The 23,085-nt window shown below is 72.3% G+C and carries 25 protein-coding genes; 8 read left to right on the top strand and 17 right to left on the bottom strand.

Annotated elements, in window-relative coordinates; translation table 11 throughout:
- Nucleotides 1-85: 85 nt before the first annotated feature.
- Entirely contained in the window at nucleotides 86-1,153 is a 1,068-nt protein-coding gene (locus FE374_RS10935; protein ID WP_139929014.1) for an extracellular solute-binding protein, read from the bottom strand.
- Nucleotides 1,154-1,479: 326 nt separating this feature from the next.
- Here FE374_RS10935 and FE374_RS10940 point away from each other — a divergent pair, with 326 nt between their 5' ends.
- On the top strand, nucleotides 1,480-2,400 hold the full coding sequence (locus FE374_RS10940) for a GNAT family N-acetyltransferase (protein ID WP_223173514.1): 921 nt from the start codon (nucleotides 1,480-1,482) through the stop codon (nucleotides 2,398-2,400).
- 13 nt (nucleotides 2,401-2,413) lie between these two features.
- Here FE374_RS10940 and FE374_RS10945 read toward each other — a convergent pair whose 3' ends face one another.
- The 4 genes from FE374_RS10945 to FE374_RS10960 all read right to left on the bottom strand — a co-directional run bounded on the left by FE374_RS10945 (nucleotide 2,414) and on the right by FE374_RS10960 (nucleotide 6,952).
- Nucleotides 2,414-2,893 carry a hypothetical protein gene (locus FE374_RS10945; protein WP_139929018.1) on the bottom strand — a complete coding sequence of 160 codons (480 nt, stop codon included), beginning with the start codon at nucleotides 2,891-2,893 and terminating at the stop codon, nucleotides 2,414-2,416.
- A 90-nt stretch (nucleotides 2,894-2,983) separates the two neighbouring features.
- A complete protein-coding gene (locus FE374_RS10950) occupies nucleotides 2,984-3,532 on the bottom strand; it encodes a type 1 glutamine amidotransferase domain-containing protein (RefSeq protein ID WP_139929020.1) in 549 nt (182 codons plus the stop codon).
- Between the two features lie 202 nt (nucleotides 3,533-3,734).
- Nucleotides 3,735-5,999 (bottom strand): CehA/McbA family metallohydrolase domain-containing protein, encoded by a 2,265-nt coding sequence (locus FE374_RS10955; protein ID WP_139929022.1) that lies wholly within the window; start codon nucleotides 5,997-5,999, stop codon nucleotides 3,735-3,737.
- Between the two features lie 197 nt (nucleotides 6,000-6,196).
- Nucleotides 6,197-6,952, bottom strand: coding sequence for a ZIP family metal transporter (locus FE374_RS10960; RefSeq protein WP_139929024.1), 756 nt, complete (start codon nucleotides 6,950-6,952; stop codon nucleotides 6,197-6,199).
- Nucleotides 6,953-7,093: 141 nt separating this feature from the next.
- On the opposite strand from FE374_RS10960, the gene FE374_RS10965 reads away from it, so the two are divergent.
- Nucleotides 7,094-7,657 (top strand): class I SAM-dependent methyltransferase, encoded by a 564-nt coding sequence (locus FE374_RS10965; RefSeq protein WP_139929026.1) that lies wholly within the window; start codon nucleotides 7,094-7,096, stop codon nucleotides 7,655-7,657.
- 71 nt (nucleotides 7,658-7,728) lie between these two features.
- Nucleotides 7,729-8,076, top strand: coding sequence for a pyridoxamine 5'-phosphate oxidase family protein (locus FE374_RS10970; RefSeq protein ID WP_139929028.1), 348 nt, complete (start codon nucleotides 7,729-7,731; stop codon nucleotides 8,074-8,076).
- Between the two features lie 63 nt (nucleotides 8,077-8,139).
- On the opposite strand, the gene FE374_RS10975 is transcribed toward FE374_RS10970, so the two are convergent.
- The 3 genes from FE374_RS10975 to FE374_RS10985 form a co-directional block, all read right to left on the bottom strand.
- Nucleotides 8,140-8,517, bottom strand: a complete 378-nt coding sequence (locus tag FE374_RS10975; RefSeq protein WP_139929030.1) for a VOC family protein — start codon at nucleotides 8,515-8,517, stop codon at nucleotides 8,140-8,142.
- 154 nt (nucleotides 8,518-8,671) lie between these two features.
- The gene (locus FE374_RS10980; RefSeq protein ID WP_139929032.1) at nucleotides 8,672-9,274 is read right to left on the bottom strand and encodes a CueP family metal-binding protein; all 603 of its coding nucleotides are present in this window, start codon (nucleotides 9,272-9,274) and stop codon (nucleotides 8,672-8,674) included.
- 142 nt (nucleotides 9,275-9,416) lie between these two features.
- Entirely contained in the window at nucleotides 9,417-10,172 is a 756-nt protein-coding gene (locus tag FE374_RS10985) for an SDR family NAD(P)-dependent oxidoreductase (protein WP_139929034.1), read from the bottom strand.
- Between the two features lie 213 nt (nucleotides 10,173-10,385).
- On the opposite strand from FE374_RS10985, the gene FE374_RS10990 reads away from it, so the two are divergent.
- Complete coding sequence (locus FE374_RS10990) at nucleotides 10,386-10,583, top strand: DUF1810 family protein (RefSeq protein WP_230978266.1); 198 nt, start codon at nucleotides 10,386-10,388, stop codon at nucleotides 10,581-10,583.
- A gap of 1 nt (nucleotide 10,584) precedes the next feature.
- Here FE374_RS10990 and FE374_RS10995 read toward each other — a convergent pair whose 3' ends face one another.
- From FE374_RS10995 to FE374_RS11010, 5 genes are all read right to left on the bottom strand, one after another.
- A complete protein-coding gene (locus FE374_RS10995; protein ID WP_139929036.1) occupies nucleotides 10,585-11,406 on the bottom strand; it encodes an ABC transporter permease in 822 nt (273 codons plus the stop codon).
- The gene (locus tag FE374_RS11000; protein WP_139929038.1) at nucleotides 11,403-12,395 is read right to left on the bottom strand and encodes an ATP-binding cassette domain-containing protein; all 993 of its coding nucleotides are present in this window, start codon (nucleotides 12,393-12,395) and stop codon (nucleotides 11,403-11,405) included. The genes FE374_RS10995 and FE374_RS11000 overlap by 4 nt, the downstream gene beginning before the upstream one ends.
- A complete protein-coding gene (locus FE374_RS20090; protein WP_269142035.1) occupies nucleotides 12,392-12,526 on the bottom strand; it encodes a hypothetical protein in 135 nt (44 codons plus the stop codon). Before FE374_RS20090 ends, FE374_RS11000 begins: the two co-directional genes overlap by 4 nt.
- Before the next feature lie 163 nt (nucleotides 12,527-12,689).
- Nucleotides 12,690-14,180, bottom strand: a complete 1,491-nt coding sequence (locus tag FE374_RS11005) for a DUF6544 family protein (RefSeq protein WP_139929040.1) — start codon at nucleotides 14,178-14,180, stop codon at nucleotides 12,690-12,692.
- Nucleotides 14,181-14,297: 117 nt separating this feature from the next.
- Nucleotides 14,298-14,801: a DUF1918 domain-containing protein gene (locus FE374_RS11010; RefSeq protein ID WP_139929042.1), complete on the bottom strand. Its 504-nt coding sequence runs from the start codon at nucleotides 14,799-14,801 to the stop codon at nucleotides 14,298-14,300.
- A 265-nt stretch (nucleotides 14,802-15,066) separates the two neighbouring features.
- On the opposite strand from FE374_RS11010, the gene FE374_RS11015 reads away from it, so the two are divergent.
- The 3 genes from FE374_RS11015 (at nucleotide 15,067) to FE374_RS11025 (ending at nucleotide 18,414) form a co-directional block, all read left to right on the top strand.
- Entirely contained in the window at nucleotides 15,067-15,489 is a 423-nt protein-coding gene (locus FE374_RS11015; protein WP_139931547.1) for a TIGR03668 family PPOX class F420-dependent oxidoreductase, read from the top strand.
- Nucleotides 15,490-15,604: 115 nt separating this feature from the next.
- On the top strand, nucleotides 15,605-17,206 hold the full coding sequence (locus FE374_RS11020) for a LuxR family transcriptional regulator (RefSeq protein ID WP_139929044.1): 1,602 nt from the start codon (nucleotides 15,605-15,607) through the stop codon (nucleotides 17,204-17,206).
- Nucleotides 17,207-17,316: 110 nt separating this feature from the next.
- Complete coding sequence (locus FE374_RS11025) at nucleotides 17,317-18,414, top strand: flavin-containing monooxygenase (RefSeq protein WP_139929046.1); 1,098 nt, start codon at nucleotides 17,317-17,319, stop codon at nucleotides 18,412-18,414.
- A gap of 35 nt (nucleotides 18,415-18,449) precedes the next feature.
- Here FE374_RS11025 and FE374_RS11030 read toward each other — a convergent pair whose 3' ends face one another.
- The 4 genes from FE374_RS11030 to FE374_RS11045 all read right to left on the bottom strand — a co-directional run bounded on the left by FE374_RS11030 (nucleotide 18,450) and on the right by FE374_RS11045 (nucleotide 22,108).
- Nucleotides 18,450-19,154 carry a hypothetical protein gene (locus FE374_RS11030; RefSeq protein WP_139929048.1) on the bottom strand — a complete coding sequence of 235 codons (705 nt, stop codon included), beginning with the start codon at nucleotides 19,152-19,154 and terminating at the stop codon, nucleotides 18,450-18,452.
- A gap of 268 nt (nucleotides 19,155-19,422) precedes the next feature.
- Nucleotides 19,423-20,133 carry an alpha/beta fold hydrolase gene (locus tag FE374_RS11035; protein ID WP_139929051.1) on the bottom strand — a complete coding sequence of 237 codons (711 nt, stop codon included), beginning with the start codon at nucleotides 20,131-20,133 and terminating at the stop codon, nucleotides 19,423-19,425.
- A gap of 89 nt (nucleotides 20,134-20,222) precedes the next feature.
- Entirely contained in the window at nucleotides 20,223-20,942 is a 720-nt protein-coding gene (locus FE374_RS11040; protein WP_168205666.1) for a response regulator, read from the bottom strand.
- A complete protein-coding gene (locus FE374_RS11045; protein ID WP_139929053.1) occupies nucleotides 20,939-22,108 on the bottom strand; it encodes a sensor histidine kinase in 1,170 nt (389 codons plus the stop codon). Before FE374_RS11045 ends, FE374_RS11040 begins: the two co-directional genes overlap by 4 nt.
- A 229-nt stretch (nucleotides 22,109-22,337) precedes the next feature.
- On the opposite strand from FE374_RS11045, the gene FE374_RS11050 reads away from it, so the two are divergent.
- Nucleotides 22,338-23,027 carry a hypothetical protein gene (locus tag FE374_RS11050; protein ID WP_139929055.1) on the top strand — a complete coding sequence of 230 codons (690 nt, stop codon included), beginning with the start codon at nucleotides 22,338-22,340 and terminating at the stop codon, nucleotides 23,025-23,027.
- Nucleotides 23,028-23,085 lie beyond the last annotated feature (58 nt).

Raw genomic sequence — 23,085 nt, forward strand, 5'->3', positions numbered from 1 at the left:
CCGGGCAGGACCAGGACCGCCGGCGCGCGTGCGACGGCGGTCCTGGGGCGGCCGCGCGCGGGCGCGGCCGAGCTGGCGGGCTCGGTCAGGTCAGGCCCACCTCGTCCAGCAGCGCGAGGGTCTGGTCGAGGGAGTCGAGGTCGTTGAGGTCGACCGCGGAGCCGGACAGCTCGCTGAGCGGGGTGAGGTCGTGCTCCGTGGTCGTGATGCCCTCGACCACGGGGTACTCCGCGGTGGTGTCGGCGAAGTACTGCTGCGCCTCGTCGGAGAGCAGGTACTCCACGGCGGCGAAGGCGGCCGCCTCGGCGTCGGAGCCGGCGAGCACGCCGACGCCGGCGACGTTGATGAGCGCGCCGGGGTCGTCGGCGTCGAGGAAGCGGATCTGGGCTGCGACGGCGTCGGCGCCCTGCTCGGCGACCTTCTCGTACCAGTAGTAGTGGTTGATCAGGCCGATGGCGGCCTGACCACTGTCGACTGCGTCGAGAACGGCGTTGTTGTTGTCGTAGGCCTGGGGCTCCAGCGCCGCGAAGTCCTCGAGCCACTGACGGGCGCCGTCCTCACCGCGGTCCACCCGCAGCGCGGTGACGAAGGCGTGGAACGAGGCGTTGGTCGGGGCGTAGGCGACCTTGCCCTGGTACTTCTCGTCGAGGATCTGGTCGATGCCGGTGAACTCCTCGACCTCCGGCGCCTGCGCGGGGTCGTAGGCGAGCACCCGGGCGCGGGCCGAGGTGGCGACCCAGCGGCCGTCGTCGTCGCGGTACTTCGCGTCGACGAGGTTCAGGACGTCGTCGGGCAGGGTGGCGAGGCGGTCGGCCTTGGCCAGGGCGCCCAGGGCACCGGCGTCCTGGGAGAAGAACAGGTCGGTGTCGGTGCCCTCCCCCTCCTCCAGCAGCTGTGCGGCGAGCTCGCTCGAGCCGGCGTAGCGGACCTCGACGTCGGTGCCGACGGCGGCCTCGAGCTGGTCGAGGATCGGGCCGACGAGCTCTTCGTTGCGCCCGGAGTAGATCGTGAGCGGTCCGGTGGCCTCGGCGGCGGTGGTGGCGTCGCCGGTGGTCTCGGCGGCCGGTTCGTCGCCGCCGCACGCGGCGAGCGTGCCGGTGGCGGCCAGGGCGAGGACCACGACGGCGGCCCGTGAGGTGGTGCGAATGCTCATCTGCGCTCCAGAGTCGGGGGGTGACGCCGTGGCCACCCCGGGAGACTTTAGGTGAGGCAAGGCTCACCTAACAAGTGACGTAAGTCCTATTTGCGTCGACCGGCCCGGGTCGAAGCCCCTCGGCCGTCGGCACCGCGGCCGGGTGCCGCTCGACGACCGAGGGTCGTCCCACCGAGGGTCGTGTGACCCACCGAGGGTCGTGGGGCCCACCGGGGGTGGTGGGCCACGCTCGCTCGGCCCGAACACCCTCGCTCGATGGGGCGTCGCGAGGGCACCCCGGAAAATCCGGGCGACATCGCACCGTGATGGCCGCTTCAATCGGAGCTATGACACTCCCGCACGGGCTCACCCAGCGTCCCCTCACGCTCGTCGACGCGGCAGCGGTCACCGCGATCATGGCCGCGGAGGAGCTGCGGAACACCGGTGAGGTCGCCATCGAGGAGGCGGACGTCGTCGCCGACTGGCAGCGTCCCAGCTTCGACATCGCCTCCCGCACCGTCGGTGTCCTCGACGGCGACCGGTTGGTCGGGTACGCCGAGCTCTCCGGGCGCGACCGCGCCCATGCCGCGGTGGACCCAACGCACCACGGCCGTGGCATCGGCACGTTCCTCGCCCGGTGGCTGCAAGACCGGGCGCTGCGCCTCGGCAGCACCGAGGTCGGCATGCCCGTCCCGCAGGGCTCACCTGGTGACCGGCTGCTCACGGCGCTCGGGTTCCACGTCCGATGGACGTCCTGGGTCCTGACACTCCCGGCGGGCCGGGTGCTCACGCCGCAGCCGCTGCCTGCCGGGTACACGCTGCGCGAGGCGACCGCGGCCGACTACCGCGAGGTCTGGACCGTCGTCGAGGACGCCTTCCTCGAGTGGGCACGGCGCGAGCGCCACCCGTTCGAGGACTTCGCCGCCCAGGTGATGGGCCGCCCGGGATTCGAGCCGTGGAACGTGCGGGTCGCCGTCGGGCCCGACGGCGAGGTGGTGGGCGCCGTCGTCGTGTTCCTCGCGGGCGAGACCGGTTACGTCGACAAGGTGGCCGTGCGCGAGGACCGGCGTGGGCTGGGCCTGGCGCGGGCCCTGCTGACGGACGCGTTCAGCCACGCCCGCGCCCACGGGGCGAGCCGGTCCGAGCTGAGCACCGATTCACGCACCGGTGCGCTGGGACTGTACGAGAAGGTGGGGATGGAGGTCACGTCGGTCTGGCTCAACCGCGCCATCGCGGTGCCGACGGACGCGCACACCCCCGCCCGGTAGCCTGCCCCGACACCTACGCGGCGCGGGGGCGCCGGTATCGCTCGGCCAGGCGGCGGTGCCGGTGGCGGAATAGGAAGGCGACCGTCGCCATCATGACCGGGCGCAGCGCGGGCCACCTCGGGACGAAGGAGACCCGGTCGGTGAGCCGGCACGATCCTGCATCGATCTCCTCCACGATGCGCTCGTGCTCCCACACCCGGGAGGTCAGCATGCGCGAGCGCTCAAGAAAGCGGCCCGCGCCGATCTCCGCGATGGTCAAGTCGTCGTACTCGACCGGCAGGACACCGCCGAGCAGCAGCCACGACCGGAAGAGCCGGGCACCTGGGACGATGCTGTGAGGGTCGAGCGTCGTCGTGCCCCTCGGCGCGGTCATCCGGAGCAGCGGGTACAGCTCGCCGTTGATGCCGCCGAAGTGGGTCGCGTGCCGCCACACCAGCTCAGCCGGGACGGGCAGCGTCGAGACCCAGGCCTGGGTGGTGGCGGCGGTCGGCACCTCGCGACACTATCGCGGTGCGGTGACGGCCCGGACGGCCCGGGGCGGGCCCGGCCGCACCGGCCGGGCCCGCCCCTGGTGGCATGAGCGTCAGGCGGTCTGCCGCTCGTGCTCACCCTCGGCGATCTCCTCGACGAGCTTGTCGTTGAACGCTGGCAGGTCGCCCGGGGTGCGGCTGGAGACGAGGCCGTTGTCGACCACGACCTCCTCATCCACCCAGGTCGCGCCCGCGTTGCGCAGGTCGGTCCGCAGGCTCGGGTAGGACGTCATGGTGCGTCCCTCGAGCACGTCGGCGTCGGTGAGGATCCACCCGCCGTGGCAGATCACCCCAACCGGCTTGTGCTGCTCGAAGAAGGACCGGACCAGGGACACGGCCGCCTCGTCCATGCGGAGCTTGTCGCCGTTGGCGACCCCGCCGGGCAGGACCAGCGCGTCGAAGTCGTCGGCCTTCGCCTGGCCGACGGCCAGGTCGACCTTCGCCTCGTGGCCCTTCTTACCGGTGACCGTGCCCGACTCGGGCGCGACGAGCACCGCCTCGGCGCCGGCGGAGGTGACCGCCTCCCAGGGCGAGGTGAGCTCGGAGTCCTCGAAGCCGTTCGTCAGCACGAACGCCACCCGCTTGTTCTTCAGGTCCGTCATCGCTTGCTCCTCTAGTAGGGATTCCTTCGACCGTACGAGCCGACGGCGGGACTCGCCTCTCGGGGTATGTGGGTCTCACCGGGTGGCGCACGCGAGACGCCCACAGGGCGCCGGGACGCCCACGGAGCACGTGCGCGGAGCGCCTGCCCCGTGGGCGTACCCAGGACCGGCCGGCGCCCGTCGAGGCGCCGGCCGGTGCGGGTCAGAGCTCGGTGACGTCGGTGACCTGCGCGTCGCCCGTCTCCGCGTCGACGGCGACCCGGTACTGCTTGGTCGCGGTCTCCACGGTGATGACGAAGGACTTCTCCCGGCCCTGGAAGTCACGGACGGCCTCAACGACGCGGCCGGTGGAGTAGTTGACCTCCCGCAGCGCGGCGGCCTTGGCCTCCGTGATGTCGACGAAGCGGCCCTGGTTGGTCTTCACGCGGAAGTCGATGACCGCCTCGCGCTCGCCCTCGGGGTCCTCCTCGGCCGGGACCTCCTCGGGCATGGTCCACACCACGTGGAGGACCGGCCCGGCGTTGCTCTCGAAGGCGTCCGCGCTGCGGTTGCCCTCACCGGTGATCTTGAAGACCATCGCGTTGCCGGTGGCCCAGCTGTCGCGGTCGACGATCTGCTGGAGCAACGCGCTGAGGTCCGGCGTGCGCTGGTCGGGGCCGGCCTCGCGGTCGACCGTCCAGAGCGGGACGTCCGCCCAGCTCACCGCCTGCTCGCTGAACGCGCGCGAGGTGAGGTTGGCCGTCTCCGTGGTGAACGGGGTGGCGTCGTCGACGTCCTCGACGCGGATGTCCACGGCGAAGTCCTCTGTGCTCGCCTCCGGCTCGTCGACCGTGAACTGCACGTACGCCTCGCTGATCTGCGCGCCGGCCGGGATGGGCAGGTCGGCGAAGCGCAGCCCGACGGCCTGCTCCGTGGTGCCTTCGCGGACGATCTCCAGATCGGAGCTGTCCAGGTACATGCGGCCGCTGGAGACGTACTCCTCGACGTCGTCGTCGCCGGTGAGGACCGGGGCCACGACGAGGTTGTCCGTCGAACCGACGTCGACGGTCAGGGTGACGTCGTCGGTGTGCACCTGCCCGGCCGCGATCACCGTTACGCGGACCTTGACGGCCATGTTGGCCAGCGGCGGGTTGACCACGGTGATGGTGCCGTCGTCGGCGACCGAGATGATGTCGCCCGGCACGGTGTCGTAGGCGACGACGGCGCCGGAGAGATCCACCGGCGCGCCCTGGGCGTCGGTCGCGGTCGTGGTCACCTGGACCGGCTGGTCCGCCGTGACGGTCGTGCTGGACGCCGTCAGCTCGATGCCGCCGACCTCGACGACCTCGCGGCCCGGACCGCCGTGGACGCCGAACGGCTGGGTGAAGGAGATGCCGCCGGGGCCGACGAGCTCGGCGCGCACGTAGGAGCCGACCTTGCCGTCGTGGTCGTCCAGGTCGATGGTGGCGCCCTCGGCGATGACCTCACCCTCGCTGATCCACCGCACCGACTCGGTGTCGACGCCTGTGATCGTCACCGTGTCCGCGTCGCCGTCCACCGTGATGTCGCTGATTGTCGGCGTAGCGCCCTGCGAGATGAACTCGTTGCCGAGCTCGCGGTAGGACACCTTCGCGGACGCGTAGTACGTGCCGGCTTCCAGCGAGTGGCGGAACGCGCCCTCGCTCAGCTCGGGCATGAGGTGGACGTTGTAGCTGAATCCGAGCGCGCCGTTGGAGTGGGCGTCGTCGTTCGACTGGGCCCACACGGGCCGCTCGGGCATCGTCTGCGTGAGGATGTTGTCCCACAGGATGCGGTCGCTGGCCGAGTCGCCGTCCTTCTTGTTGATGATCTCCATGCCGACCGCGGAGTCGTACCGGGTGAACAGGTCGACGTACTTCTGCACCGTCTCGGGGTGCGAGGAGGCGATAAGACCCTGAGCGCCGGTCTGGCGCGCGCCGCCGGTGTAGCGCCCAGGGTGGGCGACGACGGACACCCCGCCGAGCTCCTCCGCCTGGGCGATGTTGCCCTCCAGCGTGGCGCCGGACTGGTTGTTGAAGTCCGCCCAGAAGGTCAGCAGGTGGTTCGCGCGGGACTGCTCGTTGGCGTAGGAGATCGGCAGCATGCCCTTCGCGTCACGGCCGACGCCGGCCCTCATCTCCTCAAGGCGGTCGGTGGACAGGTACTCCAGCTTCCCGCGGTCGTTGGACTCCGGACGATCGGTCCGGTCCCACGCGGTGTTGGTGAAGTTGTGGTCGGTCAGGGCGAAGATGTCGAAGCCCTTGGCGTACGCGTCCTCGAAACGCTCCGCGGGGGTGTTGCCGCCGTCGCTCTCGTAGCTGTGGTTGTGCAGGGCGGACGTGTACTGGGCCCAGTCGCTCCACTTGACGTCGGCGTAGGGGTTGTCGATCGTGTAGTCGGTCTCGTTCGCCAGCGCCGGGGTGGCGGCGGCCGCGCCGAGCACGACGGCCAGGGCCGCTGACATGAGCATGCGGGAATGGCACTTCATGGGTTCTTGTCTCTCGTTTCTTCGCGTGTCACAACGTGGTGCCGGCCGGCTTTACCGACGCTAACGACCGCAGGTTGCGCCGGCGCCGACGCGAGGTGGCCGGGACGCCCCGACCCGGTGGCTCCGGGGTGAACGGCGTGGCCCACCCGGCGAGCGGCGACGTGCGCCCGGGGCGCCGGTCAGCCGCCGGTGCGGCTGATGGCGAAGGCGACCACGAACCCCACGGTGGCGATCAGTCCCGTCAGGGCATGGGCCCGCTCGAAGGCCTCGGGGATCATCGTGTCCGCCACCATGGTCAGGATCGCCCCGGCCGCCACCGCCGTGATCAACGCGGTCACCTCGGGCGACGCGCCGCCGAGTAACTGGTAGCCGGCCGCCGCAGCGACCGCGCTGATGGCGGCGATCGTTCCCCAGACGCCGAACACGTAGCCGGCGCCCCGGCCTGCGTTCTTCATGCCGGCGGCGCTGGAGAGCCCCTCGGGCAGGTTCGAGAGGAACACCGCCGCCACCACTGCGGAGCTGACGCCGCCGCCTCCGAGCAGGCTGGCTCCCAGGACGACCGACTCCGGGACGCCGTCGAGAAGTGCGCCCAGCGCGATCGCCATGCCGCTACCGCTCTGGTCGTCCTCCGAGGACTGCTGGTCCTGCGAGCGTTTCCGATGACGCGCCCCGCGGCGGGCGAGGAGGGCGTTAGCGAGCATGTAGACCACGGCACCGGTCAGGAACCCGGCGACCGCGGGCAGCAGGCCACCGGTGTCGGCCGCCTCCTCCATGAGGTCGAACGCCAACGCCGAGATGAGCACGCCCGCACCGAACGCCATCACGCTCGCGATGCCCTTGGCCGGGACGCGGACGAACCAAGCGATTCCGGCACCGATCACCAGCGCCAGGCCACCGACCGCGCCCCACACCCCGGCCTCGACCGCCCCCGTCACGGCGGCACTCCGAGCCCGGACATGACACGAGGGTCCCAGGCGACGGACTGGACGGCATGGGGTAGCGCTACCCGCGAGCGGGTGCCGGAGCTATCCGAGCGCCCCTAGAGTGCGTCGGCAGCCTCGGGAGCAGGGACACAGATGGACGACGACGGTCGCTGGGACGCACGCCACCGCGACGCGCCCGATCCGATGCCCCGCCCACCGGACGGTCTCGCCGGCCTGTTGGACGTCCTCCCGCAGCGGACGGGCCGCCGCGCCCTCGACGTGGCGTGCGGGCTCGGGGCCGTGAGCCTGTGGGCCGCCGGACAGGGGTTCGCCGTCGACGCCGTGGACCGCTCCGCCGTCGCCATCTCGCGGCTCCGGGACCGCGCCGTCGCGGCCGGATTGGGCGGTCTGGTCCTGGCGCGGGTCGCCGACGTCGCCGGTGCGCTGCCGGCGGACGTGACCGGGCCGTATGACCTCGTCGTCTGCCAGCGCTTCCGCGACCCGGCCGTCCTCCGGTCGCTCCCCGGACTCCTGGGCGCCGGCGGCGTGCTGGTCGTCACCGTGTTGTCGGAGGTGGGGGCGGCGGCGCCGTCACGGTTCGCGGCCGAGGCGGGTGAGCTGGGCCGCCTCGCGCGAACGGCAGAGGGCTGCGAGGTGCTGCGTGACGTCGAGGGCGCCGGGGAGGCCACGATCGTGGTGCGCCGGGCGGAGCCTTGAGCAGACGGGATGGTGCTGCGCCGGGCGGGATGATGGGTATCGTTCGCGACCCAGACACACCAAGGAGGATCGTGAGCATCAAGGTCGAGGTCGCTGAGCTCGGCGCGGCGATGGCGGAACACGATTTCGCCTACCTGCTCAGTCCCGGCCAGGAGCGACCCCACGTCGTCGCACTCGTCCCTCGACTGGTCGGTGGTGAGCTGGTGCTCGACTCCCCCGGCCGCTCCGCCCTCGCACTGGCGGGCGACCATCCAGCGGTCACCCTTGTCTTCCCGCCCCGCCAGGCGAGCGGGTTCACACTCATCGTCGACGGCGTCGTGCGGGCCGTCGACGCTGAATCCGACAGTTCGGGCGTCCCCACACTCACCGTGGTCCCGGCGCACGCGATCCTCCATCGTCCGGCGGTTCGCACTTCGTGACCACCCGTTCCCCGGCGGCCTCGGTACCCTCGGCCGACGCTCCGAGCGGTCGCGGCGGTGACCTCATCCGCCGTAGGGCCTGGTGATGATCTCCAGGTTGTGGCCGTCGGGGTCGTTCCAGTAGAGCCCACGGCCACCGTCATTGGTGTTGATGACGTCCGGGCGGCGGTGATACGGATCGGCCCAGTACGGCAGGCCGCGCTCGATGATCCGCTCATGAATGGCGTCGAACTCGTCCTCGGCCACGAGGAAGGCGTAATGCTGAGACCGGACCTCCCCCTGCTCGTCCGCGAAGTCGAGGGACACGCCGTTCCCGGTCTGGACGACCACGAACGGCCCGTACGACGTCGGCGCGGGCAGACCCAGGATTCCGGCGAGGAACCTCGCCGACGCATGCTTGTCCTTGACGTGCACGATGGTGTGGTTCAGCTGGACGGTCATCGTCGGTCTCCCGTCGCGTCGGTGCGAACGGTGACCAGGGTATGGCGCCCCCGTCCGCACGGCCGCCCTGGTTCCTCCCTCACCCAACCGGCGAGCGTCCCGAGCGCCGAGAACCGCGGCGGCCCCCACAAGACCGCTGCCGGTGGCTGCCCCGTCAGGCGAGCTGCAGGGTCGTGACGCAGGTGGCGCCGTCGTCCGTGGTGGTGAAGTCCGCCTCACCCTCGCGACCCTCGTAGGACACGCGGATGGTGCCGTCGACGTCGCGCGGCAGCCAGAAGCCGACGAAGCCGTTGTCGTAGGTCGTGGTGGTCTCCTCGACGAGCACCTCCCCCGCATCGTCGACGATCGTCACCTGCACCTCCTCGCCGGAGAGCTCACCGGTGCAGGTGGTGAGCGAGTGGTAGAAGCACTCGTGGGTCTGGTTGACGAAGGGTGCGATGGAGACGTAGAAGCGGTCCTCGGGCAGCGGCAGGGCGATTTCCTCGTGACCGTCGGAGAGCAGCAGCTCGTCCGGGCGGATGGACGCCATGAGGTCCGTGGCCCGCTCGTCGAGGGGGGTCTTGTCGAGGAGCTCGATGACCTGCTGGGCCTCCAGGCCGTCCAGACCGTGGTCGGTGAGCAGCTCCGTGCTTTCCGTCGCGGGCGACGGCGCCGGGACGGGTGACGTTGCCGGAGCCGCCGGCTCGATCGTCACGGACGAGCATCCGGCCAGCACCAGCGCGGCGCCTGCCACGATCACGGCGAGCTGCTTCTTCAACTTCTACCCCCTTCGAGCGCACACCGTCCGTCGGCGCCGTTCACGATGACCATCGTCGCAGCGGTATGGGACGGCTCAGTAGGACAAAAGGCACGGGCGCGGAGCCTGTTCTTCGTGAGCTCCGCACCCGGCCAGGCTCTGATCAGACGGCTGTGTAACCGCCGTCGACGAGGTGGTAGCTGCCCGTGATGAACGAGGCGTCGTCCGAGAGCAGGAAGCAGACCAGGTGCGAGACCTCCTCCGCACGGCCGAGCCGACCGAGCGGGTGCTTGCCCTCGAGGGCGGCGAGGAACTCGGCGGGCAGCCCCTCGAGCAGCGGGGTGCGGATGTAGCCCGGCCCGACGCAGTTGATACGCAGGCCCTGTGGCCCGTACTCGGCGGCAGCGTTCTTGGTGAGCCCGACGACGCCGTGCTTGGCGGCGGTGTAGGCGCCGTTGCCGAGTGCGGCGACCATGCCGTGGATCGACGCCATGTTCACGATCGCGCAGCGCCGGGAGCCGGCCTCGAGCATCGCCGGGATCTGGTAGCGCATGCCGTACAGCACCCCGGAGAGGTTGATGGAGATGACCCGGTCCCACTCGTCCAGGTCGGTCTCCCCCGCCGGGGCCTGCGCCCCGCCGATCCCTGCGTTGTTCACCGCCAGGTGGAGGGCCCCGTAGGTATCGACGGCGTGGGCGACCGCCCGTTCGGAGTCCGCCGGCTTCGCGGTGTCCGCCGCGAAGGCGCTCGCCGTGCCGCCGGCCACCTCGATCTGCGCGACCACCCGCTCGGCGGCTGACTGGTTGATGTCGCCGACGACCACCTTGGCGCCCTTGGCAGCAAGCTCCTTGGAGATCGCCTCACCCAGCCCCGACCCGCCGCCGGTGACGATCGCAACCTTGCCCTCGAACGTGGACATCGTTGTCCTTCCTGTGCATGAGAAGTTCGGTCGGGGGCCTCTCCATCGAGACCCCCCGCGACCATGGTCCGCCGGGACGAAGGTCCGGTGGGGGACGTTGGTCCCGGCACTCGTCCGGTTCGGCGGATACGCACCCGACCAGATCGACGGGTCTACCCGGGCCGGTCCGCCACCGGGTCCTCGGGTCCGTCGACCGCATCGCCGGCAGCGCTGATGCCGGACCAGCACGCCGTCGAGCGCTTCACCGCCGCCCAGGACGACACGTACGACGCCGCACTCGCCGAGGTGCGCCGCGGTCACAAGCGGGGCCACTGGATGTGGTTCGTCTTCCCCCAGGACCGCCCGGGCTGGGCCGCAGCGAGACCGCGCGAATCTGACCCCCACCGGACTGGTTGGGTGACGTCCTGGTGAGTCAGGTGACGTCCCGGCGCAGCGTCGTGAGCCGCCCGAGCAGGGCGAAGACGACGGCATAGCCGAGCAGCACCAGCAGCCCCGCCCAGGACGGCAGCAGCCCAGGCGCCATGCCGGTGTCGGCGTAGAACGAGCTGCCCGTGATCGCCTCCCCGGCCGCGCCGGGCAGGAACTTCGCCACCCCCGTCAGCGCATCGAACTGCGCCAGCACGATCCGCAGGATCGGCTCCACGAACTGCGTGAACGCCAGGATCACCACGATGACGGCTACCTGGTTGGTCAGCCACGCGCCGAACCCGACACCCACCACCGTCCACACCGTCAGCGCAAGCACCGACAGTCCCGCGCTACGCAGCACGACCGGGTCGCTCAGGTACGTCGACTCCCCCAGCGCGGCGAGCACGGTCGCGCCGGCCCCGACCGTCGCCGCCGTCCCGACCACCCCGAACAGCAGACCCACGGCGACGCTGGAGAGCATCTTCGCCGCCAGCACCACCGTGCGGCGCGGCTCGGCGAGGAACGTCGGGGTGATCGTCTGGTGGCGGAACTCGCTCGTCATCGCCAGCGCGCCGACGACCACGGGGAAGACATACCCCAGCGACGTCGCGACCGTGTACACGCTGCGCGCGGCCTCCTCAGCGCTGGGCGGCGCCGACGCCCCGGTGCCGGGGATCCCGCCAGTCACCGACGCCGGGTCCTGGACCAGCACGAACGCCAGGATCCCGCCGAGGAAGACCATGTAGGCGGCCATCGCCACGAGCAGCACCCACCACAGGCGCGTCGTGACGAGCTTGCGGTACTCGGTGACCAGCGCCGCCCTCATCGCGGCCCACCGCCCACCGGGGCCGACGGCGGGAGCCTGGTACCGCCGTCGGGCATCACTCGCGTACCGCCGTCGGGCACCGGGTGCTCCCCCACCAGCTGCAGGAAGAGCCCCTCGAGGCTGACCTCACGCGGGGTGAGCTCGTGCAGCTCTACGCCGGCGGCGAAGGCGCGGGCGCCCACCTCGGCGGCGGCGACCCGGCGGACGACGGCGGAGCCGGGCCCGGTCCGGTCGGTGCGGTCGGCCCAGCCTGCCGCGGCAACGAGCGTGTCCAGGCCGGCGGGGTCGGGCGAGACGACGCGCACGCTGGGCTCCGCGCGAGCGGCCAGCTCGGCCAGCGGCGAGGTGTGCACGAGGGCGCCGCGGGCGATGATGATGACGTCGTCGACGGTCTGCTCCACCTCCGAGAGCACGTGGCTGGAGACGAGCACGGTGCGGCCCTCGGCCGCCAGGTGCCGCAGCAGCGCACGCAGCCAGGCGATGCCCTCGGGGTCCAGGCCGTTGGCGGGCTCGTCGAGCAGGAGCACGGGCGGGTCACCCAGCAGCGTGGCGGCCAGCGCGAGCCGCTGCCGCATGCCCAGGGAGAAGCCGCCGACGCGTCGGTCGGCCGCCGCGGTGAGGCCGACGAGATCCAGCACCTCCCGGCAGCGCACGTCGGGCACGCCGACCTGCGGCGCATACACCCGCAGGTGGTCCAGCGCGCTGCGGCCCGGGTGGAAGCTGGCCGCCTCCAGGGCCGCACCGACCGTGCACATCGGCTTGGTGAGCTCGGCATAGGTGCGACCGCCGATGGTCGCGGTGCCCGCCGTCGGGCGCACCAGGCCGAGCAGGATCCGCAGCGTGGTGGTCTTGCCCGCGCCGTTCGGACCAAGAAAGCCGGTGACCCTGCCGGGGTGGACGGTGACGGTGAGGTCGTCGACGGCGCGGACCTCGCCGAATTCCTTGGTGAGGTGCTCGATGGCGATGACGCCGTCGGTGGGCGCGTTCATGTTGACGGGCCGTCCTCGCCGAACCACTGCACGTAGGCGTCGATGCCCGCACCGATCAACGTGCCGTGATTGCGCACGCTGACGTCCCGGCGACGCGCCAGGCACCTATGGCGCACGGGCTCGAAGGTCATGGGGCGCATTCTGGCGTAGCGGCGCGGCCGACGCGCCCCCAATACGCACCGCGCGGCAAGTGACGCACCGGGATGGGCGCCACTGGACGCCCTCCGAGCCAGATCGCGCCACGGGGTTCCTCGCCCCCGCGGCCATGCAGGGGCTCCAAGCGAGCACACTCGATCACGACAGTCGTGCGCCGTCGAGGGTGGCGCGGAAGAAGACGCCGATGCCGGTGTCCCAGCCGGCCTCGAGGGACCGCGGCAGGACGACGACGCCGCCGTCCAGAACGACGGGCAGCTCACCGTCGAACGTCACGGTGAACTGGTGCTCGGCGAATCCGTCGCCGCTCGGGTCTCCCCACCGCGGCAGCGCGATCCGGCGGACCGCGCCGTCGTCGTCGACCTCCACCTCTACCGGGTGGGTCGAGCCGCCCAGCGGGATCAGTGCCGTCGCACAGTGGTCGTCCTGCGCCTGCCAGGTGATGGCCGGATCCAGAGCGGCGGTCGGGACGAGCATCGTCTCGGCAGCGAGGCGCCCGGCGGCACTGCGCGTGACGTCGGCATCCCGAGCGGAGACCGCGGGCAGCAGGCCGCCGACCGTCCAGCGCATCTGCCCCTGCCCGCGGGTGTACCGGTCAAAACCACGGAACCGCACGAACCCACTGCCGGCCGAGGCCGCCCAGACGTAACCCGCGGGCGCTAGGACCTGCAGGGCGCTGAAGGGGCGCCACCGGCCCACGAGGATCTCGCCGTGCATCGCCAGCAACGCGGTGCGCGAGAGCGGAGTACCCGGGGCGATCGCGGAACGCAGCCAGCGGGCGATCGGGACAGGCAGGTGCTCGACGGCGGCCGGGTCGAACGAGCGCGGAGCCGGCGTCGGGTTGGCGAGCGTGCGCCAGTCGCGGCGGGCGGCGCGAGTCAGCCCGGCGGGCGTGGCGGACCTGCGGGACCGCTGCTCGTGGCGCGGCCAGCGACCACCGCGCCGTGCGTTCCGCTCGGCCCGCTCCTTCACTCCGAGCAGCATCCGCCGGTCCATGGCGAACCCGATCGGCTCGATGAGCGCGGGTCCGAACGCCAGGCGCATGGCCATGTTCGTGGAGGAGGTGGAACGGAAGCGGCTGACGAACCGGCATCGGCCACCGGGCAGGTCCTCGAGGTGGAACAACCAGGACACCGCGGCCCACGGTTTGCCGGCCGCCACGTCGGCGGCGTCGGGCGCGGCATGAGCGACGAGCCAGCGGCCAGGCTCCATCGCGACCACGGGCACCGGCGGCGACTTCGGGTGCAGGCTCAGCCGGTCACCCACCTGTAGCTGCCAGCCGGGCACGATGGTCTCAGCGTTGCGCAGCCCGCATCCGACGAGGTTCTCGAGCCACTCGTAGCTGTAGAACCCGCCACGGTCCGCGCCCACCTGCGCGATCCACGGCCACACCTCGGCCGCCGGGGCGTCGATCTCGATCCCGTGGGTCCACTGCCAGCGCGGTGCGTCGATGAAGTCGTCACCGGGATAGGGCCGGTCCGCAAGGTCGCCGAGACCCCACCGGTTCCGGCGTGGCCGGTCTAACGGGGTGACCACCGCGGCAGCCATGCGAGCGGCACCACCCAGTCCCTCGACGGCGGCGCGCCAGCCGAGGTCACGAGCGCGGACCCTCGAGCCGACGTCAAGTTCCATACGTCCAGCGTGACCACCGACGCACCGGTCCGCGAGGGGCCAAGGTCACGCCGGCCGCGGTGCGCGCCTCGAGCGCCAGAACTTACGGCTGCACGGTCGCCGGGACTGCCGTGCCCCTCAGTCCCGCCGGATCGTGACGTCAACCTCTCCGGTGACGGTCTCGACGTCGTGCCCCGCCCGAGCGAGGAGCTGGTCGGCCAGGTGGTGCAGCGCCCGCGCCAGGGCCACCTCGTCGCCGATCCGGGGTACGGCCGGGTCGTGGCCGCCACGATGGCTCGCCCCCTGGGCGTCCAGCTCGCCGATGACGTCGCTGATCAGCGCGACGCGGGCGGTGGTGTCGTCGCCGGCCGGGAAGAGCGAGACCCGGATCTGCCACTCGTGTGCCGAACTTGCCTCGGCAGACTGACCTGCGCCCGCCGCCTCGGCCTCCTCGCGAGAGTGCGCCACGCGAAGCTCGGCGTCGGGGCCGGGGAAGACCAGCGCCTCCCGCCCGTCGCTCCAGCGGACGAGGTAGGGCGGGCTACCGCCCTCGCCGCGCACCTCGAGGATCTCGCCATCGCGCACCGTCTCGCCGACGCGCCCCCCGGCGAGAACGATGTGGTCTCCACGCTGAGCCCTCATGACCCGCTCCTTCGCGTCTCCGGTTGCGCCTGTAGGTCCACTCTGGCGCAGCCGGGACGACGGCGGAAGTGGCTTGCGTCCTGAGCGGCGGCCTCCCCGGTCACAGCCGCCGCTCGCTCTGGCGCACCACGTGGCTACAGTTGGCCAACGACTTCTGGCGACAGGAGGTACAGCGACCTCGTGGTCGAGCAGCGCCGGTGAGCGGGTACCTCGACGCATCAGCCTTCGTGCCGCTTCTGGTGTGGCCGCCGGTCGCGTGAACGCGATGGACGGCGGCGCACGCACGCGGTTCGCTCAGGCTCGGGTGGCCCGGCTCGCGTCGGTGACCCCCGGCGGGGCCCCGCACATCGTCCCCGTGACCTTCGCGCTGGTGGGCGACGTCGTGTGGACCGCCGTCGACGACAAGCCGAAGTCCACCCGCCGGCTGCAGCGGCTCGTCAACATCGCGGCACACCCGGCGGTGAGTGTGCTGGTGGACCACTACGCCGACGACTGGTCCACGCTGTGGTGGGTCCGGGCCGACGGAGTCGCCAGAGTCGAGCACGTGGACGGCGGTCCCGAGGTGCTCACGGCGCTGGCCGTGCTCGCGGCCAAGTACCCGAAGTACGCCGCGCCGCCGCAGGGGCCGCTCATCCGCATCGCGGTGACGTCGTGGCGCACCTGGCGCGCACGCAACGAGTACACCTGACACGGCCGCACGCGAGGGGCCGCCGCCCCGGCGAGCGCGATCGCTCTGCGCGTCGAAATCTCCTCCGTGGACGGTATTCAGGATCGGGACCTGCGTCCGGGAGGATACTGACCGCGTGAGCCGCGATGAGCTCCTCGTGCAGGCCCGGGCGGCGCACGCCGGTCGGCGGTGGGTGACGGCGTTCGACGCCTTCCAGGGCGCCGAGCGCGCCGCGCCACTCGAGCCGGAGGACCTCGGCCGGATGGCAGAGTGCGCGCACCTGCTGCATCGGATGGACGACTACTTCGCGGTTCGGGGGCTGGCATACCAGCGCTATCTCGACAGCGGCAACCCCGTCGGCGCGGCGGTCAGCGCGTTCTGGCTCGGTGCCCAGTACCTGCACGAAGGAGAGGTCGCGCGCGGCACGGGATGGATGCAGCGCGCCTTCCGCATCGCGGCCACCAGAGAGGACGACGAGCGCCTGCGCGGGTACCTCAGCTTCGCCCGGACGTTCCCGGCCGCGGGTGCCGGCGACCTCGACGGCGCGGCCCGCCTCGCCGTCGAGGCGGTCGAGACGGCGCAGCGGTGCGACGACACCGACCTCACCGCCCTCGCGCTGCACCAGGCCGGGATCCTCCACCTGCGGGCCGGCCGCATCGACCAGGGCCGGGCCCTGCTCGACGAGGCGATGGTCGTCGTCACGGCCGACCACGCCTCACCGATGGTGACCGGCATCGTCTACTGCGGGGTCATCGCGGGCTGCTGGAGCGTCTACGACATCGGCCGCGCCCACGAGTGGACGGACGCGCTCGCGGGCTGGTGCGCGGCGCAGCCGGAGCTGGGCAGCTTCGTCGGCGAGTGCCGGGTCCGCCGGGCCGAGCTGCGCCAGCTCCACGGCGACTGGGCCGTGGCGGCCGCCGAGCTCGACGGCATGGAGGACGACGTCGACCGGGTCTCGGCGGCGCTCGCCCTCTACGTCCGCGGCGACCTCCAACGGCTGCAGGGCCGGTGGGACGAGGCCGAACGGTCCTTCGTCGCCGCCGCGCGGCTCGGGCAAGAGCCTCAACCGGGACTCGCCCTGCTGCGCCTCGCCCGCGGGAGCACACAGGCGGCCGCCGCGATGGTGCGCCGCTCACTCACCGAGGTGAGCGGCCCCCGCCGGGTCGCGGTGGTGGCGGCGGCCATCGAGATCCTCCTCTCCATCGGGGACGCGGACGGGGCGACGGCGGCCGGCGAGGAGCTGGACCGGCTCGCCGCCCGGCACGACAGCGACGTCGTCCGCGCCCTCGCCGCGCAGGCACGGGCCCACCTCGCGATCGGCGCCGGGCACCCCGAGCAGGCCGGTGAACCGGCGCGCACCGCGCTCGAGACATGGCTGCGGGTGGGCGCGTTGTACGAGGAGGCCCGTGCCCGGTCGCTCCTGGGGACGGCGTGCCGGGCGCTCGGTGACGTCGAGTCCGCGGCCCGGGAGGAACGCACAGCTCGGGACATCTTCGAACGGCTGGGCGCGCGCCCAGACCTGGACGCGCTGGACCACCACGCCCGGCAGACGCTCAGCGCCCGGGAGGTCGAGGTCCTCCGGCTTGTCGCGACCGGCGCCACCAACCGGGCCATCGCCGCGGAGCTCGTCCTCAGCGAGCGCACCGTGGACCGGCACGTGAGCAACATCCTCACCAAGCTCGGCGTCGCGACCCGCGCGGCCGCCACCGCCCGCGCCGGTGAGTGGCAGCTGCTCTGACCCGTGTACCCACCGCCCGCGACCGACGCGAATGGGTGATGTCACCGACGCGGCCCACCGCCGCTGCTCCGTAGCGTCGATCCCGACCGATCGACACGAAGGAGCCGACCATGAACCGCACGATCGTCATCGGGGCCGGGCAGGCGGGCCTCGCCGCCGGCTACCAGCTCACGCGCCACGGACTGCCCTTCACCATCCTGGAGGCCGACGACCGGATCGGTGGCTCGTGGAACCACCGCTGGGACACCATGCGGCTCTTCACCCCCGCGATCAAGGACGGACTGCCCGGCGTGCCCTTCCCCCGGGGCGACCGCTTCCCGACAGGCGCGCAGATGGCCGCCTACCTCTCCGGTTACGCGGACCGGTTCGGCATGGTCGTCCGCACCGGTATCCAGGTGGACGGGCTCTTCCGCGACGGCGAGCGGTACACCGTGACGGCAGGATCGGAGAGCTTCGAGGCCGAGAACGTCATCCTGGCGACCGGGGCCGAACGGGTCCCGAACGTCCCGCCCTTCGCCGCCGACCTCTCCCCCGCGATCGCCCAGCTGCACTCGGGCGACTACCGCAACCCGGTCCAGCTACAGCCCGGCGCGGTCTTGGTCGTCGGTGCCGGCAACTCCGGGGCGGACCTCGCCCTCGACCTGGCACCGACGCATCCCGTGGTGCTCGCCGGCCGGCACCCTGGCCACATCCCGCCGCGCATCGAGTCCCCGGTCATGCGGGTGGGGTTCCGGTTCATCGCGTTCGCGTGGACGTACATCCTCACCGAGAACACCCGGCCCGGCCGGGCGTCGCGGGAGAAGGTGCTCGCCGGCCACTCCGGCCCGCTCATCCGGGTCAAGCCCCAGGACCTCGACGCGGCGGGCGTCCGCCGGGCACCTCGGGTCACCGGAGTGGTGCACGGGCTGCCGCAGACCGAGGACGGCGACATCCACGACGTCGCCAACGTGGTCTGGGCCACTGGCTTCCGGCCCGGCTACGAGTGGCTCAGCCTGCCCGGGCTCGACACGTCCGGCGGTCTCGAGAACGACCGGGGCGCCGTCGTCGGGCAGCCGGGGCTGTACGTCCTTGGGCAGCTGTTCCAGTACCGGTTCGGCTCGCACAACGTGGTCGGCGTCCCGCACGACGCAGAGATGGTCGTCGCGGACATCCGCCGCCGGGCGGGCCGCGGCGTCAGCGTCGCAGGCGCAGCGCGCAGCAGGTGGTGACGCGACCGTCGACGCCTCCCGGCGGCGGTGACGCATCAGGGCTGGCCCCCGTCCTCCCCACGCGGGGCGTCGATCGCCCCGGCGATGCGCTGCTCGAAGGCGTCGGTGGTGGCGGTCGGCAGCACGACGAGCCCCTCGAGCTCGCGCGTCGCGCGTTTGTAGGCGGACTGCCGCTCGGCATGGGTGGCCGCCGGATCGTCGGCGATGGCGATGAACTTCTTCGCGCGGACCAGCGCCTGCTGCTCCGGCACGGTGAAGTCCGACGTGCGACGCCGCCTTGCCTCCTGCTCGGCCAGGTCGAACGCCGTCTCGAAGTGGCGCACGGCGTCGCGGTACTCGGCGAGCAGGCCGGCGTCCTGCAGCTCCATCGCGTCGTCGGGCCGCAGGGCGTCCGCGTCCCGCTTGGCCCGGTGGAAGTCCAACGTGAGCGGCTCGCGCATGTCGGTCATGAGCGGGTAGTCGATGAGCTTGGCGACGTCGAGCTCGTAGTCGAGCCACCGCTTGGTGACGGCCTGGTGCCGTGCGAGGGTCCGGTCGATCTCGCTCTGGGTGACCCTGGCCTGCTCGGCCGCGGCGGCGCGGGCGCCGTACTTGATCCGCGCGAGCTCGATCCTGTCCTGCCGGCGCCGCTCGTCCCACTTACGGGCGTTGCGCATAAAGGCGTTGACGGAGCCGCCGAGGGCACCGCCGATCGGGAAGACGAGCCACCAGTAGTTGCCGATGAACTCGAGGACATCCACGGCGGGAGTCTAGGTGACCATCCATCCACCGGGACCGCGCTCCGTTTCCTCGCGCGCCGCCATCGTCCGTTTCGTAGTGTCGACGCCATAACCACACTGCCGCCCCCTTGTCGCGACATGTCATCTGCTCCGCGACATCTCATGACATGTCGCGAAAATGACTCAGCCGGCTGGCCCCAGCCTCTACGGCGATATCAACGGAGACGGCTGCAACGGTCACTTGTGCGTCCGCCTCGGAAGGGCGCCCTCGGGCTGTCGCGACCGAGAATCAGTCCCGGCCGGTCCTGCTCACGGCGTCGAGGATGACCTGCGCCAGCTTCTCCGGCTGGGTCAGCTGCGGCCAGTGCCCGCCGGGCAGGTCGACGTACTCGACCTTCGCGCGGGCCAGCTCGCTGACCGCCTCGTCCCCCGAGTCGACCCACGTGCGCAGGTCCGCGGCGGTGTACTCGGGGCACACCGCGGTCACCGGCACCTCGAAGCGGCGCTCGTCGGAGAGCCGCACTGGGTCGGTGAGCACGGCCGCCGGCGCCGGGATGGCGTCGGCGTAGAGCCGGGCGAGCGCGGCGTCGTCGAGGTCGACGATGTTGGCCTCCTCGCCGATCGCCGCCCAGTCCGGCATCGTCACCTCGCCGTCCTGCTCGGGCAGCCCGGTGAGGAGCGAGTCGCCGTCGGCCGACGGGAACCCGCCGACGTAGACCGCCCGCATCACACGGTCCGGGCGCGCGTCGACGGCGGCGTGCGCGATGCCGCTGCCGGCCGAGTGCGCAACCAGCAGGACGGGCCCGTCCGCCTCGTCGACGGCGGCGACCACCGCGGCGACGTGGTCGGCCAGGGTGATCCCGGACCGGTCGGCGTCCTTGCTCTCCATGCCGGGCAACGTCAGGGCCCGAGCTCGGTGGCCGTGCTCCTCGAGGAGCGGCGTGACACGGTCCCACGACGAACCGTGGAGCCAGAGACCTGGAACGAGCACGATGTCCATGGCAGTCCTCCGGGTAACGTCGGAGCCGACGATCGGGACTTCTCGACCGTCCGCGACGACGCTAACAGGCGACCCGGGACGCCGGTCGCTCAGCCGGGCTCGCCCGCTTGGACGAGGCCCGACTCGTAGGCGACGACGGCGATCTGGACCCGGTCCCGCAGGTCGAGCTTGGTCAGCACCCGCGAGACGTAGGTCTTCACGGTGGCCTCGCTCAGGAAGAGCTGCGCCCCGATCTCGGCGTTGGACAGGCCCCGGGCAACCAGTCGCACCACACCGATCTCACGCTCGCTCAGGGCGCTCAGCTCCGCGGGCAGCTGCCCCGCCCGCGGCCGGCGCGCGAACTGGGCGAGCAGCCGGGTGATCAGCGCCGGAGCGAGCATCGACTCCCCGCGAGCGACCACCCGGACGGCGTGCACGAGGTCGTCCGGAGCCACGTCCTTGAGCAAGAACCCCGCGGCCCCGCCGCGGACCGCGGACCACACGTACTCGTCGAGGTCGAACGTGGTCAGGACGAGGATCTTCGGGTGCGGGCCGGCGCCGGCGAGGATCTCGCGGGTGGCGGCGACGCCGTCGAGCCGGGGCATGCGGATGTCCATGAGCACGACGTCGGGGCGCAGCTCGCGCGCAGCGGTGACGGCGGCCCGGCCGTCCGCCGCCTCGCCGACGACGTCCAGGCCGGCGCGCTCGAGGATGAGCCGGAAGCCCATCCGGACGAGCTCCTGGTCGTCGACCACGAGCACGGTGGTCGGGGGTGCCGCCGTAACGGGCGCCGCGGTACCGGTCGCCCTCGCTCCGGAAGGGGTGCTCACGCCCCCTCCAGAGGCAGGACGGCGTCGACGGTGAACCCGGGCGCCGACGTGACGGTGAGGGTGCCGCCGAAGAGGGCCGCCCGCTCCCGCATGCCGACGATCCCGTGCCCGGGCTCGCCCTCGGCGGAGCGGGCCGGGCCGCCGTCGGACACCCGGATCCGCAGGTCCGCCTCGCCGAAGTGGAGCGCGACGCGGGCCCGCTCGGCCACGGAGTGTCGGCGCACGTTCGTCAGCGCCTCCTGGACGATCCGGTACGCGGTCAGGTCGAGGCCCGCGGCGAGCGGGGTCCGCTCCCCCGTGACCTCGACGTCGACCTCGAGACCCGACTCACGCACCGCACCGACGAGCTCGGGCAGCGCGTCGACCCCGGGCTGCGGGGTGAACGCACCGACCGGCTCGAGCTCGCGCAGCATGTGCACCATCCGGCGCATCTCGGTCAGCGCACCGGCACCAGTGGAGCGGATGGCGGCCAGCGCCCGGCGAGCGAACGCGGGGTCGTCGTCGACCACCTGCTCGGCGGCGCCGGCCTGGACCACGATGACGCCGACGGCGTGGGCGACGATGTCGTGCAGCTCCCGGGCGATACGGGCTCGCTCCTCGGCGACGGCGGCCGCGGCCCGCTCCCGCGCCGTCGTCTCGGCCTGGTGGGCGCGCACGGCAGCCGCGGCGGCGTGTTCGGCCGCGGCGGCGGCCCGGTCCGCGGACACGCGCAGCCCGTGCCCGCACAGGAACGCCAGGGTCACCGCGCCCCAGTGGAAGACCAACTCCCCCGGGTCGCGCAGGAGCGGGAGGAAGAGGTCGGCGACGACGAGCAGCACCGCCATCGCGACCGCGGTCAGCCACCGCAGCCGGCCGGGCGCGTGCCGGGCGAGCGAGTAGACCAGGACGAGCATCGGCACGAGCTGGCCGAGAAAGAGGACCTGGAGCGACCCGCCGGTCATGACGCCAAGGACCGGCCACACCGCGAGCGCGGCCAGCGCCAGGCGTGGCCGGGTGCGGCGCTGGGACAGCAGCGCCGCAAACGCCACGATCCCGGCCGAGCTGACGACGGGCGAGCCCGAGCCGTAGACGGACTCCATCGGCAGCCACACCTCGACCAGGCCCAGCACGGCGACCAGGGCGGCGACGCCGACGTCCTGCATCCGTTCCCGCCTAGGGTGCTCCACGGGCTCAATGTACGGCGGCTGCCGCCGGTCCGGTGTCGTTCCGGAGGTGACTGGCAGTCAACCCGGGTTGATCCGGGTGGCGCGACGGGTCAACTCCAGGCGCCATCCCCGGCGACCCGCCGCCGATGCCGGGTGACCTGGCCCGTCCCTAGCGTCGGTCCCAGCCGGCACTGTCGCCGGGACCTCTTCGAACCCGGCACCGTCGCTGGGACCATCCCAAGGAGCCACCATGCACATCTCGTCCCCCACCGTGCGTTGGACCGTCGTCGTCGCGCTCGTCCTCGCCGCCCTGACGACCGTTGTGAGTGTCCTGCTCATGCCGGACTTCTCAGGCACCCACGCGGACTGGCTGACGGCGATCGCCGCCGGCCCCGCGGCGGCCACCGCGTCCTCGCACCTGTTCACGGTGTCCCAGCTCTTCGTCGCCGTCGGCGTGGTGGGTGTCGCCGCACAGATCTACCGCCGGGCGCCGCGCCTGACGTTCCTCGCGGCGTTGCTGGTCGTGCTCGAGGCGTTCGGGCACGCGGTCCACGGCGGCCTCAGCGCGACGATGGTCGAGATGGCGGCCGACCCCGCCAACGCCGATACCTATGCCGCTCTGCTTGAGGGCGTCGAGTCCCCGACCGGTCTGCTGCCGTACATGGCGCTCGGGCTGCTGGGCGCGGTCGTCGGCCTGATCCTGCTGGGCGTGGCGCTGTTGCGCGCGGGGTACGGCCCGCGGTGGCTGGGCGTCACGCTGATCGCGTTCGTGGTGGTCGAGTTCGGTCTCTCGGGGATCAGCATGTGGGCCACGTACCTCTCGGGCGCGCTGTTCCTCGTGGCCTTCCTCGCCATGGCGGCCCTCACCGCCCGCGGGTCCGACGGCGGAGCGCGCCGCCCGGCGACGGCGTCGACCGCCGCCGAGGTGGGCTCGAAGTGAGCCCACGGTGACGGAGCGAGCCCCGCAGGGGCGCGTGGCTTACCGGTCCGGGCGCGTG

The organism is Georgenia yuyongxinii (assembly GCF_006352065.1).
GTDB classification, from domain to species: domain Bacteria; phylum Actinomycetota; class Actinomycetes; order Actinomycetales; family Actinomycetaceae; genus Georgenia; species Georgenia yuyongxinii.